The following is a 14,077-nucleotide window of genomic DNA, read 5'->3' as shown; positions in this document are numbered from 1 at the left end:
TAGCTTTAATAATACTGACAGTTTGCATCGAGTGTAACCGATTACACCAACGTGAGATATGTCACATATTTTTACGTCGTACTCACCTACCCTTTACATTGATAAAATTGATAACCCAACTGGAGGGCATAATGCCTGACAATAAAAAACAGGGGCGTACGTCCAACAAGGCGATGACATTCTTTGTCTGCTTCCTCGCAGCCCTGGCAGGACTTCTTTTCGGCCTGGATATCGGCGTCATTGCCGGTGCTTTACCCTTCATCACCGATGAATTCCAGATTAGCCCGCACACCCAGGAATGGGTGGTGAGCTCCATGATGTTCGGTGCTGCCGTCGGTGCCGTCGGCAGCGGCTGGCTCTCCTATCGCCTCGGGCGTAAAAAGAGCCTGATGATCGGCGCGATTCTGTTTGTCGCCGGTTCGCTCTGCTCTGCCGCCGCGCCTAACGTCGAAGTGCTGATTATCTCTCGCGTACTGCTCGGCCTGGCGGTCGGCGTGGCGTCGTATACCGCCCCGCTCTACCTGTCGGAAATTGCGCCGGAGAAAATTCGCGGCAGCATGATCTCCATGTACCAGCTGATGATCACCATCGGTATCCTCGGCGCGTACCTGTCTGATACCGCGTTCAGCTACAGCGGCGCATGGCGCTGGATGCTGGGTGTGATTATCATCCCGGCGATTCTGCTGCTGATCGGCGTCTTCTTCCTGCCGGACAGCCCACGCTGGTATGCCGCTAAGCGCCGCTTCCACGACGCGGAACGTGTGCTGATGCGCCTGCGTGATACCAGCGCAGAAGCCAAACATGAACTTGATGAAATCCGCGAAAGCCTGAAGGTCAAACAGACCGGCTGGGCGCTGTTTAAAGAGAACAGCAACTTCCGTCGCGCGGTGTTCCTCGGCGTGCTGCTGCAGGTGATGCAACAGTTCACCGGGATGAACGTCATCATGTACTACGCGCCAAAAATCTTTGAACTGGCGGGCTACACCAACACCACCGAACAGATGTGGGGGACGGTGATCGTCGGTCTGACCAACGTGCTGGCGACCTTTATCGCCATCGGTCTGGTGGACCGCTGGGGCCGTAAACCGACGCTGACCTTAGGCTTCCTGGTGATGGCAGTCGGCATGGGCGTGCTGGGGACCATGATGCATGTGGGCATTCACTCCGCGACCGCACAGTACTTTGCCGTGGGGATGCTGCTGATGTTTATCGTCGGTTTTGCGATGAGTGCCGGTCCGCTGATTTGGGTCTTGTGTTCCGAAATTCAGCCGCTGAAAGGGCGTGATTTCGGTATCACCTGCTCAACCGCGACCAACTGGATCGCCAACATGATCGTCGGCGCAACCTTCCTGACCATGCTCAATACACTCGGCAACGCCAACACCTTCTGGGTGTACGGCGGTCTGAACCTGTTCTTTATTGTTCTGACCCTGTGGCTGGTTCCTGAAACCAAACACGTTTCCCTGGAACATATCGAACGTAACCTGATGAAAGGTCGTCCGCTGCGCGAGATTGGCGCCAGCAACTAAGAACCCCGCCCGGCGGCGCAAGCTTGCCGGGCGAAACCTCCTCTTGCACCCGCCCTGTCTCCCGTTTTATCCTCTGCCCCTATGAAAACCTCACGCCTTCCCATCGCCCTCCAGCAAGCCGTCATGCACGCTTTGCGGGATAAACTCGCGCAAGCCAACCTGAAACTCGGGCGCAACTATCCTGAACCCAAACTGGTCTATCAGCAGCGTGGCACCTCGGCGGGCACCGCCTGGCTTGAATCCTATGAGATCCGCCTGAATCCGGTGCTGATGATGGAAAATCAGCAGGCGTTTATCGAGGAAGTGGTCCCGCACGAACTGGCGCACTTGCTGGTGTGGAAACACTTTGGCCGCGTGGCACCGCACGGCAAGGAGTGGAAATGGATGATGGAAGCCGTGCTCGGCGTTCCCGCCCGGCGCACGCACCAGTTCGAGCTGGAATCAGTACGGCGTAACACCTTCCCCTATCGCTGCCAGTGCCAGCAGCATCAGCTGACCGTCCGGCGTCACAATCGCGTGGTGCGCGGCGAAGCCTCCTACCGCTGCGTCAAATGCGGTGAACCGCTGGTCGCAGAATAATCAATTGAACAATCAGGAACTTTCCTGATCTGACTGATTGCATACTGGAACATCTTTCGCTACGTTGCGGGCTCGTTTTGACACGGAGTTTGAGATGTCCCGTAATTATTCTTTCGCTGTTGCCCTTCTGGCGACAGTGCTCGCAGGTCCTGCGCTGGCCGACGGTATCAACAATTTTTCTCAGGCCAAAGCCGCAGGCGTCAAGGTGAACGCCGATGCACCGGGTGATTTCTACTGCGGCTGCAAAATTAACTGGCAGGGTAAAAAAGGGGTCGTTGACCTCGAGTCGTGCGGTTACAAAGTGCGTAAAAATGAAAACCGCGCCAACCGAATCGAATGGGAACACGTGGTTCCGGCATGGCAGTTTGGTCACCAGCGCCAGTGCTGGCAGGACGGCGGGCGTAAAAACTGCGCCAAAGATCCGGTCTATCGCCAGATCGAAAGTGATATGCACAACCTGCAACCGGCCGTGGGCGAAGTGAATGGCGACCGCGCCAACTTCATGTACAGCCAGTGGAACGGCGGCGAGGGCCAGTACGGCCAGTGCGGAATGAAGGTCGATTTCAAAGAGAAAGTCGCCGAGCCGCCGGCCCGCGCGCGCGGCAGCATCGCCCGCACCTACTTCTATATGCGCGATCGCTACGAGCTGAATCTCTCCCGCCAGCAAACTCAGCTGTTCAACGCCTGGGATAAGCAGTATCCGGTCACCGACTGGGAGTGCGAGCGCGATAACCGCATCGCCAAAGTCCAGGGGAATCACAACCCGTATGTGCAGCGCGCTTGCCAGGCGCAAAAGAGCTAACCTACACTAGCGGCAATTGATTCATACCGTACTCATATGGAATTTCTGACTATGCGCATCCCCCGCATTTATCACCCGGAACTGATTGCCGCTGGCAGTGAAATTGCTCTTTCCGACGAAGCCGCCAACCATGTTGGCCGCGTACTGCGCATGGGCGCGGGCCAGGCCGTGCAGCTTTTAGACGGCAGCAACCAGGTTTTCGACGCCGAAATCACCCGCGCCGATAAAAAGAGCGTGCAGGTTAACGTCCTGCGCGGCGAAGTGGATGACCGGGAATCCCCGCTGCATATCCATCTGGGCCAGGTGATGTCGCGCGGTGAAAAGATGGAATTCACCATCCAGAAATCGATCGAACTGGGTGTAAGCCTCATTACGCCACTTTTTTCTGAGCGCTGTGGCGTTAAACTGGATGCTGAACGTCTGAACAAAAAGATTCAGCAGTGGCAGAAGATCGCCATCGCCGCGTGCGAACAGTGCGGTCGCAACCGCATTCCGGAGATCCGCCCGCCGATGGATTTAGAGGCGTGGTGCGCCGAAGAAGAGAGCGGTCTGAAGCTCAATCTTCACCCGCGTGCCAGCGCCAGCATCAACACGCTGCCGCTGCCGGTCGAGCGCGTACGACTGCTGATTGGCCCGGAAGGCGGGCTGTCGGCGGACGAAATTGCCATGACCGCACGTTATCAATTTACTGATATTCTGTTGGGACCTCGCGTTCTACGTACTGAGACGACTGCACTCACAGCCATCACCGCACTGCAGGTGCGTTTTGGCGATCTGGGTTGAAGCATTAACGGAGAAGAACAATGATCAAGCTCGGCATCGTGATGGACCCCATCGCAAGCATTAACATCAAGAAAGATTCCAGCTTCGCAATGCTGCTGGAAGCACAGCGTCGCGGCTACCAGCTCCATTACATGGAGATGGCCGATCTTTACCTGAACAATGGTGAAGCCCGCGCCCGCACGCGCATCGTTAACGTCGAGCAAAATTACGATAAATGGTACGAGTTCGGTTCTGAGCAGGATATCCCCCTCGCAGAACTCGACGTGATCCTGATGCGTAAAGATCCTCCGTTCGACACCGAATTCATTTACTGCACCTATATCCTTGAGCGCGCAGAAGAGAAAGGCACGCTTATCGTCAACAAACCGCAGAGTCTGCGCGACTGTAACGAGAAGCTGTATACCGCCTGGTTCTCTGACCTGACGCCAGAGACGCTGGTCACGCGCAACAAAGCGCAGCTGAAAGCCTTCTGGCAGAAGCACGGCGATATCATCCTCAAGCCGCTGGACGGCATGGGTGGCGCGTCGATCTTCCGCGTCAAAGAGGGTGACCCGAACCTTGGCGTGATCGCAGAAACCCTGACCGAGCACGGCACCCGCTACTGCATGGCGCAGAACTACATTCCGGCCATCGTGGATGGCGACAAACGCGTGCTGGTGGTTGACGGCGAGCCGGTGCCTTACTGCCTGGCGCGTATTCCGCAGGGCGGCGAAACCCGTGGTAACCTGGCCGCCGGTGGCCGTGGCGAACCGCGTCCCCTGACCGACAGCGACTGGGAAATCGCCCGCCGCGTCGGCCCGATGCTGAAAGCCAAAGGGCTGATTTTCGTCGGCCTGGATATCATCGGCGACCGCCTGACGGAAGTGAACGTCACAAGCCCAACCTGCATCCGCGAAATCGAAGCTGAGTTCCCGGTCTCCATTACCGGCATGCTGATGGACGCGATCGAAAAACGTCTGAAGCAGTAACTCGCTTAACGGCGAAGTATATACAAGGCCCAGGTTTCTCCGCATACTGGGCCTTGTCGCTTTTTAAACCAGGAATCAGAACCTCTGACAATGAATTTACAGCATCACTTTCTTATTGCCATGCCTGCTCTCCAGGACCCGATTTTCCGTCGCTCGGTCGTTTATATCTGCGAATACAGCGAAGACGGCGCGATGGGGATTATCATCAACAAACCGCTGGAAAATCTGCAAATCGAGGGCATTCTTGAAAAGCTCAAGATCACCCCTGAAGATCGCGCCCCGGAGATCCGCCTTGATAAGCCGGTGATGCTCGGCGGCCCGCTGGCAGAAGATCGTGGCTTTATTCTGCATACTCCTCCGGGTTTCTCCTCCAGCATTCGCGTTTCCGATAATACGGTTATCACCACCTCACGCGACGTGCTGGAAACCCTGGGCACGCATAATCAGCCTTCCGAAGTGCTGGTCGCGCTGGGCTACTCCTCCTGGGAGAAAGGCCAGCTGGAGCAGGAGATCCTCGACAACGCGTGGCTCACCGCCCCTGCCGACCTGAACATTCTGTTTAAAACTCCGATCGCCGATCGCTGGCGTGAAGCGGCGAAACTCATTGGTATCGACATCCAGACCATGCCTGGCGTAGCGGGGCACGCATAATGAGCGGAACCCTTCTTGGTTTTGATTTCGGCACCCGAAGTATCGGCGTGGCGATCGGCCAGCGCATTACCGGCACCGCGCGTCCGCTGACGGCGATAAAAGCCCAGGACGGCACGCCCGACTGGAACATCATCGAGCGCCTGCTGAAAGAGTGGCAACCCGAAGCCGTTATCGTCGGCCTGCCACTCAACATGGATGGCACCGAGCAGCCGCTCACCGCCCGCGCGCGTAAATTTGCCAATAAGATCCATGGCCGCTTTGGCGTCGTGGTTATGCTGCACGATGAACGCCTGAGCACCGTTGAAGCCCGCGCCGGTCTGTTTGAGCACGGCGGCTTCCGCGCCCTGAACAAAGGCAGCGTCGATTCAGCCTCGGCGGTGATCATCCTCGAAAGTTTCTTCGAGCAAGGGTTTTAACGTCGCTAAAGCCTTCCCTGCGCTTTACGCTCGGCGAGACTCTGGTCGAAGTTCTGCATCCCCGCCTGCTGCCCGGTCTGAATCACGCCGGGCAACTGCCAGGTTTTCCCCTCGCGAATTAAGTTCGCCGAAGCCGGTGTGTTGACCAGCATCTCGAACAGCGCCACCCGCCCGCCCTGAACGTCCCGCATCAGCTTTTGCGCCAGTACTGCACGTAAACTTCCTGCCAGCTGATTACGCACCGGATCTTTCTCTTCGGCCGGAAAAGTGTCCACCAGCCGTTCAATGGCCTGCGATGCTCCGCGCGTATGCAGCGTCGCCAGCACCAGATGCCCGGTCTCCGCCGCCGTGAGCGCCAGGCGGATCGTTTCGCTGTCGCGCAGTTCGCCCAGAAGAATGACATCCGGATCTTCGCGCAGCGCCGCCCGTAGCGCCTGCGCAAATGTCGGGCAGTGCAGGCCGATCTCACGCTGCTGGATCAGACAGCGGTGGCTTTGATAGACATACTCCACCGGATCTTCCAGCGTCAGAATATGCCCGTCGCAGTGGTGGTTTAGATAATCCACCATCGCCGCCAGCGTGGTGGATTTGCCGCTGCCGGTCGCTCCCGTGACCAGAATCAGGCCGTTGTCACTGGAGAGCAGATCGGGAATGACGCGCGGTACGCCGAGCGTCGAGAGCTGCGGGCACTCCACCGGTAGCAGCCTCAGCGTAAGCGAGACGCCATGAATATGCACGAACGCGCTGGCGCGCAATCGCTGGCCGCCGAGCAACGTCACCGCAAAATCCACGTGCCCGTTCGCCCACCATGCGCCCTGCTGTTCGTCATTCAGCCAGGACTTTAACAGCAGCGCGACATCGGGCGGGGGAAACGGCGCGGGTTCGAGTTTGCCTAATCTACGCCAGCGCGGCGGGGAATCGCTGCACAGGTGTAGATCCGAGACATTATGCTTTACACTAAGGGCCACAATTTCTTCCATATCCATACAACCATCCTCGGACTCATGAACGACATTGCGCATAACCTGGCACAGGTCAGGGACAAAATCTCAGCCGCTGCAACGCGTTGCGGCCGTGCTTCAGAAGAAGTTTCGTTGCTTGCAGTGAGTAAAACCAAGCCTGCGAGCGCCATCGCAGAAGCCATCGACGCCGGGCAGCGTGCTTTTGGTGAAAACTACGTTCAGGAGGGTGTGGACAAAATTCGCTATTTCCAGCAAGCCGGGAAGGCGAGCCTACAATGGCACTTTATCGGCCCGCTGCAGTCGAACAAAAGTCGGCTGGTCGCAGAGCATTTCGACTGGTGTCATACGGTCGACCGCCTGCGTATCGCGACGCGGTTGAGCGATCAACGCCCTGCCGGGATGGCTCCGCTTAACATCCTGATTCAAATCAATATTAGTGATGAGAACAGTAAGTCAGGTATCACTCTGGCTGAGCTGGATGCGCTGGCCGAACAGGTGGCGGAACTGCCCGGTCTGACCTTGCGTGGACTGATGGCGATTCCGGCACCCGAAACGAGTTACGACAGGCAGTTTGCCGTAGCACAGCAAATGGCTGTAGCATTTGAGGCGCTTAAAGCGCGCTACACCACCGTAGACACGCTTTCACTGGGCATGTCGGATGATATGGAAGCCGCCATCGCGGCAGGCAGCACTATGGTGCGCATCGGCACAGCTATTTTCGGTGCGCGCGATTACACCCCAAAATAAGGAAACCTGAGGAACGCCATGAAGACGTTGACTTTCCTGCTCTCAACGGTCATTGAGCTGTATACGATGGCGCTGCTGTTACGCGTCTGGATGCAGTGGGCCCGCTGTGATTTTTATAACCCCTTCTCGCAGTTTGTCGTGAAAATCACGCAGCCTGTGATTGGGCCGCTGCGCCGCGTGATCCCGCCGATGGGGCCAATCGACAGCGCCTCCCTGCTGGTGGCGTTTGTGCTCAGTATCATCAAAGCCATCGTGCTGTTTATGGTGGTCACCTTCCAGCCGATCATCTGGATCGCCGCCGTATTAATCCTGCTGAAAACCATCGGCCTGCTGATCTTCTGGGTGCTGCTGGTGATGGCGGTGATGAGCTGGGTCAGCCGCGGCCGTAGTCCGGTCGAGTACGCCATGATTCAGCTGACCGAGCCGCTCCTGCGCCCGATCCGCAATCTGCTGCCAGCCATGGGTGGAATCGATTTTTCGCCGATGATTCTGGTTCTGCTGCTGTATGTCCTGAACATGGGCATCGCTGAACTGTTACAGTCAACGGGCAACATGCTGCTGCCGGGGCTGTGGATGGCGCTATGAGTGCCGTCAGCCCCTGCGTCGACGGGCTGGTTTTACGGCTGTATATACAGCCGAAAGCCAGCCGCGACAGCATTGTCGGATTACATGGCGACGAATTAAAAGTCGCCATTACCGCTCCTCCCGTGGACGGCCAGGCGAACGCGCATTTGACCAAATATCTGGCAAAACAGTTTCGCGTCGCCAAAAGCCAGGTCATCATTGAAAAGGGTGAACTGGGACGTCATAAACAGGTAAAAATCCTCAACCCGCAAAACATCCCGGCGGAAGTCGCGGCACTGTCACAACAGGATTAAATTATGCAGAAAGTTGTTCTCGCCACCGGTAACGCCGGTAAAGTGCGCGAGCTGGCCTCGCTATTAAATGATTTTGGTCTGGATGTGGTCGCGCAGACCGAGCTGGGCGTGGATTCGGCGGAAGAGACCGGCCTGACGTTTATCGAAAATGCGATCCTGAAAGCGCGTCATGCGGCACAGGTGACCGGTCTTCCGGCGATTGCGGATGATTCAGGCCTGGCGGTAGATGCCCTGGGCGGCGCACCCGGTATTTACTCTGCGCGCTACTCCGGCGTGGATGCAACCGATCAGCAGAACCTGGAAAAGCTGCTGGAAACCCTGAAAGACGTGCCGGACGCACAGCGTCAGGCGCAGTTCCACTGCGTGCTGGTCTATATGCGTCATGCAGAAGACCCGACGCCGATCGTCTGCCACGGCAGCTGGCCGGGCGTGATTGCTCGCGAATCGGCGGGTAACGGCGGCTTTGGCTACGATCCGATTTTCTTTGTCCCTTCTGAGGGCAAAACCGCCGCGGAACTGACCCGCGAAGAAAAAAGCGCGATTTCCCATCGTGGGCGCGCGTTGAAACTGTTACTGGAAGCATTACGTAATGGCTAATTTGCCACCTCTGAGTCTTTATATTCACATCCCGTGGTGCGTGCAGAAATGCCCGTACTGCGATTTCAATTCGCACGCGCTGAAAGGCGAAGTGCCGCATGACGACTACGTTCAGCATCTGTTAACCGATCTGGATGCCGACGTACCTTACGCACAGGGACGTGAAGTTAAGACCATTTTTATTGGTGGCGGTACGCCGAGCCTGCTCTCTGGCCCGGCGATGCAAACGCTGCTGGACGGCGTGCGAGCGCGCCTGAATCTGGCAGCCGATGCGGAAATTACGATGGAAGCCAACCCTGGCACCGTTGAGGCCGACCGTTTTGTCGAGTATCAGCGCGCCGGGGTGAACCGTATTTCGATTGGCGTCCAGAGTTTTAGCGAACCTAAACTCAAGCGTCTGGGGCGTATCCACGGCCCGGAAGAGGCGAAGCGCGCGGCGCATCTGGCGACCGGTCTGGGGCTGCGCAGCTTTAACCTCGATTTGATGCACGGGCTGCCCGACCAGTCTCTGGAAGAGGCGCTGGACGATCTGCGCCAGGCCATCGAGCTGAACCCGCCGCATCTCTCCTGGTATCAGCTGACGATTGAGCCGAACACGCTGTTTGGTTCGCGTCCGCCGGTCCTGCCCGATGACGACGCCCTGTGGGATATTTTCGAACAAGGTCATCAACTGCTGACAGCGGCGGGTTATCAGCAGTACGAAACCTCCGCCTACGCGAAGCCGGGCTATCAGTGTCAGCACAACCTGAACTACTGGCGTTTTGGTGATTATTTAGGGATTGGCTGCGGCGCCCACGGCAAAGTGACCTTCCCCGACGGGCGCATTCTGCGTACCGCCAAAACCCGTCATCCGCGTGGGTACATGGAAGGGCGTTATCTGGAACGTCAGCACGATGTGGAAGTGGAAGATAAACCTTTCGAGTTTTTCATGAACCGCTTCCGTCTGCTGGAAGCCGCGCCGCGCGCGGAGTTTGCGCTCTACACCGGCTTGCCGGAATCGGTGATTCGCCCGCAGATTGATGAAGCGCTGGCGAAAGGGTATCTGACAGAGTGCGACGCATTCTGGCAGATCACCGAACACGGAAAGTTGTTCCTAAACTCTCTGCTTGAGCTGTTCCTCGCCGAAGAGTCCTGAAGACAGCTTCAGGATTTTGCATCCCGTTCTGCTGGCCGAGGGAAAGGCTGGCAGAGTGTGGGGATGGAAAAATCTAAACAACTCCGCAAAGGTATGACTCCCGAAGAACTTCACCTCTGGTATTTACTCCGGGGGCGTCGTTTTTACGGGTTCAAGTTTCGCCGCCAGATGCCCATAGGGTCATACATTGTGGATTTTGCCTGCTTTGAGGCAAGGTTGATTGTCGAGCTTGATGGCGGCCAGCATGACGATAATCACGAATATGATTTACGCAGGACTGCGTTTTTGAACGCCAGCGGCTGGCGAGTGATTCGTTTCTGGAATAATGAATTCAGGACGAATGAGGAAGGGGTGTTGGGTGCCATTTTGGACGGTTTGAGCCGTCTGGTCCCCTCACCCCAGCCCTCTCCCAAAGGGAGAGGGAGCTAAAACCGCACCTGACAGATTCCCTCTCCCGTGGGAGAGGGTTAGGGTGAGGGCAACAAACCGCACCTGACAGATCCCCTCTCCCGTGGAAGAGGGTTAGGGTGAGGGCAACAAACCGCACCTGACAGATCCCCTCTCCCGTGGGAGAGGGTTAGGGTGAGGGCAACAAGCCGCACCTTACTTAAGCGTCCCCACCAGCGCCTTCCGGCTATCTTCCAGCGTCACGACGCGCTGGCACACATCTTTGCCAAACTTCTGGAAATCCGCTTCCTGATTCTTCCATTCGTTCTGAATCGAAGTCTGCAATCCGCCCAGGCTGCCTAACACACCCTGCAGTGGATTACCGCCGCCTTTCAGCACGGCTTTCGCACCCATCTCATTGATGCTGTCCTGCAGGATGCCGCCCATCGCCTGATTCACCAGGTTCTGGCCGTCGGCGCGGACCTGATCGATAGCCTTGTAGTGGAACGTCAGGCCATCCGTACGGTGCTCGATGATGCGGTTCATCTGCTCTTTCAGCTGGGCGTCCAGCTTGGTCAGGCGGGTGCGCATATTGCTGCTCTCACCCACCTCTTTAGCGATGATCTTATCCAGCGCCACGCGGCCTTTCTCGACGCGCGTCAAAGCGCCTTCGTCGATCCACGGCAGCGCCGAGCGGAGATCCGCCTGATAATCTTTCGCCTGCTCGCGTTGGGCCGCGCTCAGGGTATATTGTTTGCCGTTGTACATCACGTTGCCATCTGGCGTGATCACCAGATTACCGTTCTCACCTTTTACCTGAACGGTTTGCGGGCTGAGAATCACATCGTCGCGCGGTGTGACTTCACATTTGTATTCCGCATGGGCAGTTAACGCGGTGGTCATCAATGCCACAGCCAGCAGCGTTTTGCGCATCATATTTATCCCTCAAGACAAAACGGGCCGGCATTTGCCGGCCCTTTGCTAGTTAGTCCCACCAAATGTCGAAAAGTTCGCTAACGCGGACCTCTTCGAATTTGCGGTCTTCCAGCCATTTGCGCACGAGTGTCTGCTGTTCTTCGGTACACTTACCGATCTCTTGCTTGCAGATCAGGCCTTCCCAGGAGAGATAGCCGCTGCCATCAAACGCCAGTTTGTTCGGCTCGATCACTTCATCGATAAAGGCGTCAACTTCCTTATCAATGGTTTCTACGCTCGTCCCTTCCGGGAAACGCCATGCGACGGAAAAACCGACTTCCTGGAATTCCTCGATGTGCATCTTTTTACGCAGACGACGGCTACGGTTTGCCATTATTTAACCCTCTCGAACATTAAGTCCCATACACCGTGACCAAGACGATGGCCACGCTGTTCAAATTTCGTTACCGGACGTGAATCCGGTCGCGGTACGTAGTCGTTGCTCTGTGACTGGTTTTTATACCCGTCGAGTGACGACATCACTTCCAGCATGTGTTCCGCGTAAGGTTCCCAGTCGGTGGCCATATGGAAGACACCGCCCAGTTTTAGCTTACTTTTCACAAGCTCAGCAAATTCTGCCTGAACGATACGGCGTTTATTATGACGTGCTTTGTGCCACGGGTCAGGGAAAAAGAGCTGAACCATGTTCAAAGAATTGTCAGGAATCATTTTGTGCAGCACTTCGACCGCATCGTGGCACATGACGCGCAGGTTCTCGACGCCCTCTTCGTGCGCGGTGGCAAGGCATGCGCCCACGCCCGGTGAGTGCACTTCGATGCCGAGGAAATTCTGCTCCGGACGCGCTTTCGCCATCGTCACCAGCGAAGAACCCATACCGAAACCGATCTCCAGGGTGATCGGCGCATCGCGACCAAACAGTTCGGCGAAGTCGACTGGCTGTTCGCTGAACTCAACGCCCATCACCGGCCAGTAGTTATCCAGCGCATGTTGCTGCCCTTTTGTCAGGCGCCCCTGACGGCGGACAAAGCTGCGAATACGGCGCAGCGGGCGACCGTTTTCATCAAATTCCGGTGAAATGACGTCGTTTTTCATAAAAGAGTAGTCTGCTTGTGAGATTGTTCGGGAAACGGGCATTATCCAAAGTTAAGCCCTGTATGCAAGCATGGGAAAGATCCGGTTTACAGTCGCAAGGCGCTGTGCTGCAATCTGCGTCCCTGATTATGCGAATCGATACTCATGCAAGCCTCTCAATTTTCAGCCCAGGTGCTGGACTGGTACGACAAATACGGGCGTAAAACCCTGCCCTGGCAAATTGAAAAAACGCCGTACAAAGTATGGCTCTCCGAGGTGATGTTGCAACAAACGCAGGTCGCGACGGTTATTCCTTACTTCGAGCGTTTTATGGCGCGATTCCCGACGATCACCGATCTCGCCAACGCGCCGCTCGATGAAGTGCTGCACCTGTGGACCGGGCTTGGCTATTACGCCCGCGCGCGCAATCTGCATAAAGCGGCGCAGCAGGTGGCGACGTTGCATAAAGGTAAGTTCCCGGAAACCTTCGATGAGGTGGCGGCCCTGCCTGGCGTCGGTCGTTCCACGGCGGGCGCGGTGCTTTCTCTCTCACTCGGTAAACATTTCCCGATCCTCGACGGTAACGTGAAACGCGTGCTGGCGCGCTGTTACGCAGTGGACGGCTGGCCGGGCAAGAAGGATGTTGAGAAACGCCTGTGGGAGATCAGCGAAGCGGTGACGCCCGCGAAAGGCGTTGAGCGCTTCAACCAGGCGATGATGGATTTGGGGGCGATCGTCTGCACTCGCTCCAAACCGAAATGCGAGCTCTGCCCGGTGAACAACATCTGCGTGGCCTATGCGAATCACTCCTGGGCGCAGTATCCGGGCAAAAAACCGAAGCAGACGATCCCTGAACGCACGGGCTTTATGTTGTTAATGCAGCACGGCGATGAGGTGTTTCTTGCCCAGCGTCCGCCGAGCGGCTTATGGGGCGGACTGTACTGTTTTCCGCAGTTTGACAGCGAAGAGGGTCTGCGGGAGTGGCTGACACAGCGGCATATCAACGCCGATAAACTCCAGCAGTTGACGGCGTTTCGCCACACCTTTAGCCATTTCCATCTGGATATTGTGCCAATGTGGCTTCCCGTGTCCTCCTTCGCCTCTTGCATGGATGAAGGCGTGGCTCTCTGGTATAACTTAGCGCAACCGCCATCCGTCGGGCTGGCAGCTCCCGTGGAGCGCCTGTTACAGCAATTACGTGCCGGAGCAGTGGTTTAGCTTCGACAAGACAACGAGGAATAAGAATGGCCAGAACAATTTTTTGTACCTATCTGCAGCGCGACGCCGAAGGGCAGGATTTCCAGCTCTATCCTGGCGAACTGGGCAAGCGCATCTATAACGAAATCTCCAAAGAGGCATGGGCGCAGTGGCAGCAGAAGCAGACCATGCTCATCAACGAGAAAAAACTCACCATGATGAACCCGGAACACCGCAAGCTGCTGGAGCAGGAGATGGTGAACTTCCTGTTTGAAGGCAAAGATGTGCACATTGAAGGCTACACGCCGCCGGAAAAATAACCGCGCGGGCTGATGCCCGGCGGCGCTTCGCTTGCACTGGCCTACGGACGGTAGGCCGGGTCAGCGCAGCGCCACCCGGCAACGGTCGCGACAAAGCAAACACAACACGCAATCCCGGA

The 14,077-nt window shown here is 56.8% G+C and carries 19 protein-coding genes; 15 read left to right on the top strand and 4 right to left on the bottom strand.

What is annotated here, in order from left to right; all coding sequences use genetic code 11:
• Positions 1 to 131: 131 nt before the first annotated feature.
• The 7 genes from QQF33_RS10865 (at position 132) to ruvX (ending at position 5,728) form a co-directional block, all read left to right on the top strand.
• A complete protein-coding gene (locus QQF33_RS10865) occupies positions 132 to 1,529 on the top strand; it encodes a sugar porter family MFS transporter (protein ID WP_282494399.1) in 1,398 nt (465 codons plus the stop codon).
• Positions 1,530 to 1,610: 81 nt separating this feature from the next.
• The gene (locus tag QQF33_RS10860) at positions 1,611 to 2,108 is read left to right on the top strand and encodes a SprT family zinc-dependent metalloprotease (RefSeq protein ID WP_285157797.1); all 498 of its coding nucleotides are present in this window, start codon (positions 1,611 to 1,613) and stop codon (positions 2,106 to 2,108) included.
• Positions 2,109 to 2,202: 94 nt separating this feature from the next.
• On the top strand, positions 2,203 to 2,910 hold the full coding sequence (gene endA / locus QQF33_RS10855; protein ID WP_282494397.1) for a deoxyribonuclease I: 708 nt from the start codon (positions 2,203 to 2,205) through the stop codon (positions 2,908 to 2,910).
• Between the two features lie 51 nt (positions 2,911 to 2,961).
• The gene (rsmE, locus tag QQF33_RS10850) at positions 2,962 to 3,693 is read left to right on the top strand and encodes a 16S rRNA (uracil(1498)-N(3))-methyltransferase (RefSeq protein ID WP_285157796.1); all 732 of its coding nucleotides are present in this window, start codon (positions 2,962 to 2,964) and stop codon (positions 3,691 to 3,693) included.
• 20 nt (positions 3,694 to 3,713) lie between these two features.
• Positions 3,714 to 4,661 carry a glutathione synthase gene (gshB, locus tag QQF33_RS10845; RefSeq protein ID WP_282494395.1) on the top strand — a complete coding sequence of 316 codons (948 nt, stop codon included), beginning with the start codon at positions 3,714 to 3,716 and terminating at the stop codon, positions 4,659 to 4,661.
• Positions 4,662 to 4,751: 90 nt separating this feature from the next.
• Positions 4,752 to 5,312, top strand: a complete 561-nt coding sequence (locus QQF33_RS10840) for a YqgE/AlgH family protein (protein ID WP_103946638.1) — start codon at positions 4,752 to 4,754, stop codon at positions 5,310 to 5,312.
• Positions 5,312 to 5,728 carry a Holliday junction resolvase RuvX gene (gene ruvX, locus QQF33_RS10835; protein ID WP_285157795.1) on the top strand — a complete coding sequence of 139 codons (417 nt, stop codon included), beginning with the start codon at positions 5,312 to 5,314 and terminating at the stop codon, positions 5,726 to 5,728. The genes QQF33_RS10840 and ruvX overlap by 1 nt, the downstream gene beginning before the upstream one ends.
• Positions 5,729 to 5,733: 5 nt before the next feature.
• Here the strand turns inward: ruvX and QQF33_RS10830 are convergent, their stop codons facing one another.
• Positions 5,734 to 6,714: a type IV pilus twitching motility protein PilT gene (locus QQF33_RS10830; RefSeq protein WP_285148365.1), complete on the bottom strand. Its 981-nt coding sequence runs from the start codon at positions 6,712 to 6,714 to the stop codon at positions 5,734 to 5,736.
• Between the two features lie 18 nt (positions 6,715 to 6,732).
• Between QQF33_RS10830 and QQF33_RS10825 the strand changes: the two genes are divergently transcribed.
• The 6 genes from QQF33_RS10825 to QQF33_RS10800 all read left to right on the top strand — a co-directional run bounded on the left by QQF33_RS10825 (position 6,733) and on the right by QQF33_RS10800 (position 10,476).
• Positions 6,733 to 7,437 carry a YggS family pyridoxal phosphate-dependent enzyme gene (locus QQF33_RS10825; protein ID WP_285157794.1) on the top strand — a complete coding sequence of 235 codons (705 nt, stop codon included), beginning with the start codon at positions 6,733 to 6,735 and terminating at the stop codon, positions 7,435 to 7,437.
• A gap of 18 nt (positions 7,438 to 7,455) precedes the next feature.
• Positions 7,456 to 8,022 carry a YggT family protein gene (locus QQF33_RS10820; RefSeq protein ID WP_095283298.1) on the top strand — a complete coding sequence of 189 codons (567 nt, stop codon included), beginning with the start codon at positions 7,456 to 7,458 and terminating at the stop codon, positions 8,020 to 8,022.
• A complete protein-coding gene (gene yggU / locus QQF33_RS10815) occupies positions 8,019 to 8,315 on the top strand; it encodes a DUF167 family protein YggU (protein WP_285157793.1) in 297 nt (98 codons plus the stop codon). Before QQF33_RS10820 ends, yggU begins: the two co-directional genes overlap by 4 nt.
• A 3-nt stretch (positions 8,316 to 8,318) precedes the next feature.
• Positions 8,319 to 8,912, top strand: coding sequence for an XTP/dITP diphosphatase (locus tag QQF33_RS10810; protein WP_095283300.1), 594 nt, complete (start codon positions 8,319 to 8,321; stop codon positions 8,910 to 8,912).
• Positions 8,905 to 10,047, top strand: coding sequence for a radical SAM family heme chaperone HemW (gene hemW, locus QQF33_RS10805; RefSeq protein WP_103946643.1), 1,143 nt, complete (start codon positions 8,905 to 8,907; stop codon positions 10,045 to 10,047). Before QQF33_RS10810 ends, hemW begins: the two co-directional genes overlap by 8 nt.
• Before the next feature lie 63 nt (positions 10,048 to 10,110).
• Complete coding sequence (locus tag QQF33_RS10800; RefSeq protein WP_285157792.1) at positions 10,111 to 10,476, top strand: endonuclease domain-containing protein; 366 nt, start codon at positions 10,111 to 10,113, stop codon at positions 10,474 to 10,476.
• Between the two features lie 174 nt (positions 10,477 to 10,650).
• Here the strand turns inward: QQF33_RS10800 and QQF33_RS10795 are convergent, their stop codons facing one another.
• Genes QQF33_RS10795 through trmB form a run of 3 tightly spaced genes read right to left on the bottom strand, consistent with a single transcriptional unit; the run spans position 10,651 to position 12,462 of the window.
• Complete coding sequence (locus QQF33_RS10795) at positions 10,651 to 11,370, bottom strand: YggN family protein (protein ID WP_103946645.1); 720 nt, start codon at positions 11,368 to 11,370, stop codon at positions 10,651 to 10,653.
• A 49-nt stretch (positions 11,371 to 11,419) separates the two neighbouring features.
• Positions 11,420 to 11,746 (bottom strand): YggL family protein, encoded by a 327-nt coding sequence (locus QQF33_RS10790; protein WP_129035117.1) that lies wholly within the window; start codon positions 11,744 to 11,746, stop codon positions 11,420 to 11,422.
• Entirely contained in the window at positions 11,743 to 12,462 is a 720-nt protein-coding gene (trmB, locus tag QQF33_RS10785; protein WP_282494387.1) for a tRNA (guanosine(46)-N7)-methyltransferase TrmB, read from the bottom strand. Before trmB ends, QQF33_RS10790 begins: the two co-directional genes overlap by 4 nt.
• A 144-nt stretch (positions 12,463 to 12,606) precedes the next feature.
• Here trmB and mutY point away from each other — a divergent pair, with 144 nt between their 5' ends.
• Together mutY and QQF33_RS10775 are read left to right on the top strand one after the other, a co-directional pair.
• Complete coding sequence (gene mutY / locus QQF33_RS10780) at positions 12,607 to 13,659, top strand: A/G-specific adenine glycosylase (RefSeq protein WP_390888470.1); 1,053 nt, start codon at positions 12,607 to 12,609, stop codon at positions 13,657 to 13,659.
• A 26-nt stretch (positions 13,660 to 13,685) separates the two neighbouring features.
• Complete coding sequence (locus QQF33_RS10775) at positions 13,686 to 13,958, top strand: oxidative damage protection protein (protein WP_100778991.1); 273 nt, start codon at positions 13,686 to 13,688, stop codon at positions 13,956 to 13,958.
• Positions 13,959 to 14,077: the final 119 nt, after the last annotated feature.

This window comes from Lelliottia wanjuensis (genome assembly GCF_030238365.1).
Taxonomy (GTDB): domain Bacteria; phylum Pseudomonadota; class Gammaproteobacteria; order Enterobacterales; family Enterobacteriaceae; genus Enterobacter; species Enterobacter wanjuensis.
The sequence above is the reverse complement of the archived record's forward strand: the minus strand, read 5'-3'. Positions and strand labels throughout refer to the sequence as shown.

Excerpts from the sequence above, each read along its gene's own strand:
- endA (WP_282494397.1), top strand. The coding sequence starts at position 2,203 with ATGTCCCGTAATTATTCTTTCGCTGTTGCCCTTCTGGCGACAGTGCTC.
- QQF33_RS10795 (WP_103946645.1), bottom strand. The coding sequence starts at position 11,370 with ATGATGCGCAAAACGCTGCTGGCTGTGGCATTGATGACCACCGCGTTA.
- hemW (WP_103946643.1), top strand. The coding sequence starts at position 8,905 with ATGGCTAATTTGCCACCTCTGAGTCTTTATATTCACATCCCGTGGTGC.
- QQF33_RS10840 (WP_103946638.1), top strand. The coding sequence starts at position 4,752 with ATGAATTTACAGCATCACTTTCTTATTGCCATGCCTGCTCTCCAGGAC.
- QQF33_RS10865 (WP_282494399.1), top strand. The coding sequence starts at position 132 with ATGCCTGACAATAAAAAACAGGGGCGTACGTCCAACAAGGCGATGACA.
- gshB (WP_282494395.1), top strand. The coding sequence starts at position 3,714 with ATGATCAAGCTCGGCATCGTGATGGACCCCATCGCAAGCATTAACATC.
- mutY (WP_390888470.1), top strand. The coding sequence starts at position 12,607 with ATGCAAGCCTCTCAATTTTCAGCCCAGGTGCTGGACTGGTACGACAAA.
- QQF33_RS10775 (WP_100778991.1), top strand. The coding sequence starts at position 13,686 with ATGGCCAGAACAATTTTTTGTACCTATCTGCAGCGCGACGCCGAAGGG.
- rsmE (WP_285157796.1), top strand. The coding sequence starts at position 2,962 with ATGCGCATCCCCCGCATTTATCACCCGGAACTGATTGCCGCTGGCAGT.
- QQF33_RS10820 (WP_095283298.1), top strand. The coding sequence starts at position 7,456 with ATGAAGACGTTGACTTTCCTGCTCTCAACGGTCATTGAGCTGTATACG.
- QQF33_RS10830 (WP_285148365.1), bottom strand. The coding sequence starts at position 6,714 with ATGGATATGGAAGAAATTGTGGCCCTTAGTGTAAAGCATAATGTCTCG.
- QQF33_RS10860 (WP_285157797.1), top strand. The coding sequence starts at position 1,611 with ATGAAAACCTCACGCCTTCCCATCGCCCTCCAGCAAGCCGTCATGCAC.
- trmB (WP_282494387.1), bottom strand. The coding sequence starts at position 12,462 with ATGAAAAACGACGTCATTTCACCGGAATTTGATGAAAACGGTCGCCCG.
- yggU (WP_285157793.1), top strand. The coding sequence starts at position 8,019 with ATGAGTGCCGTCAGCCCCTGCGTCGACGGGCTGGTTTTACGGCTGTAT.
- ruvX (WP_285157795.1), top strand. The coding sequence starts at position 5,312 with ATGAGCGGAACCCTTCTTGGTTTTGATTTCGGCACCCGAAGTATCGGC.
- QQF33_RS10810 (WP_095283300.1), top strand. The coding sequence starts at position 8,319 with ATGCAGAAAGTTGTTCTCGCCACCGGTAACGCCGGTAAAGTGCGCGAG.
- QQF33_RS10825 (WP_285157794.1), top strand. The coding sequence starts at position 6,733 with ATGAACGACATTGCGCATAACCTGGCACAGGTCAGGGACAAAATCTCA.
- QQF33_RS10800 (WP_285157792.1), top strand. The coding sequence starts at position 10,111 with ATGGAAAAATCTAAACAACTCCGCAAAGGTATGACTCCCGAAGAACTT.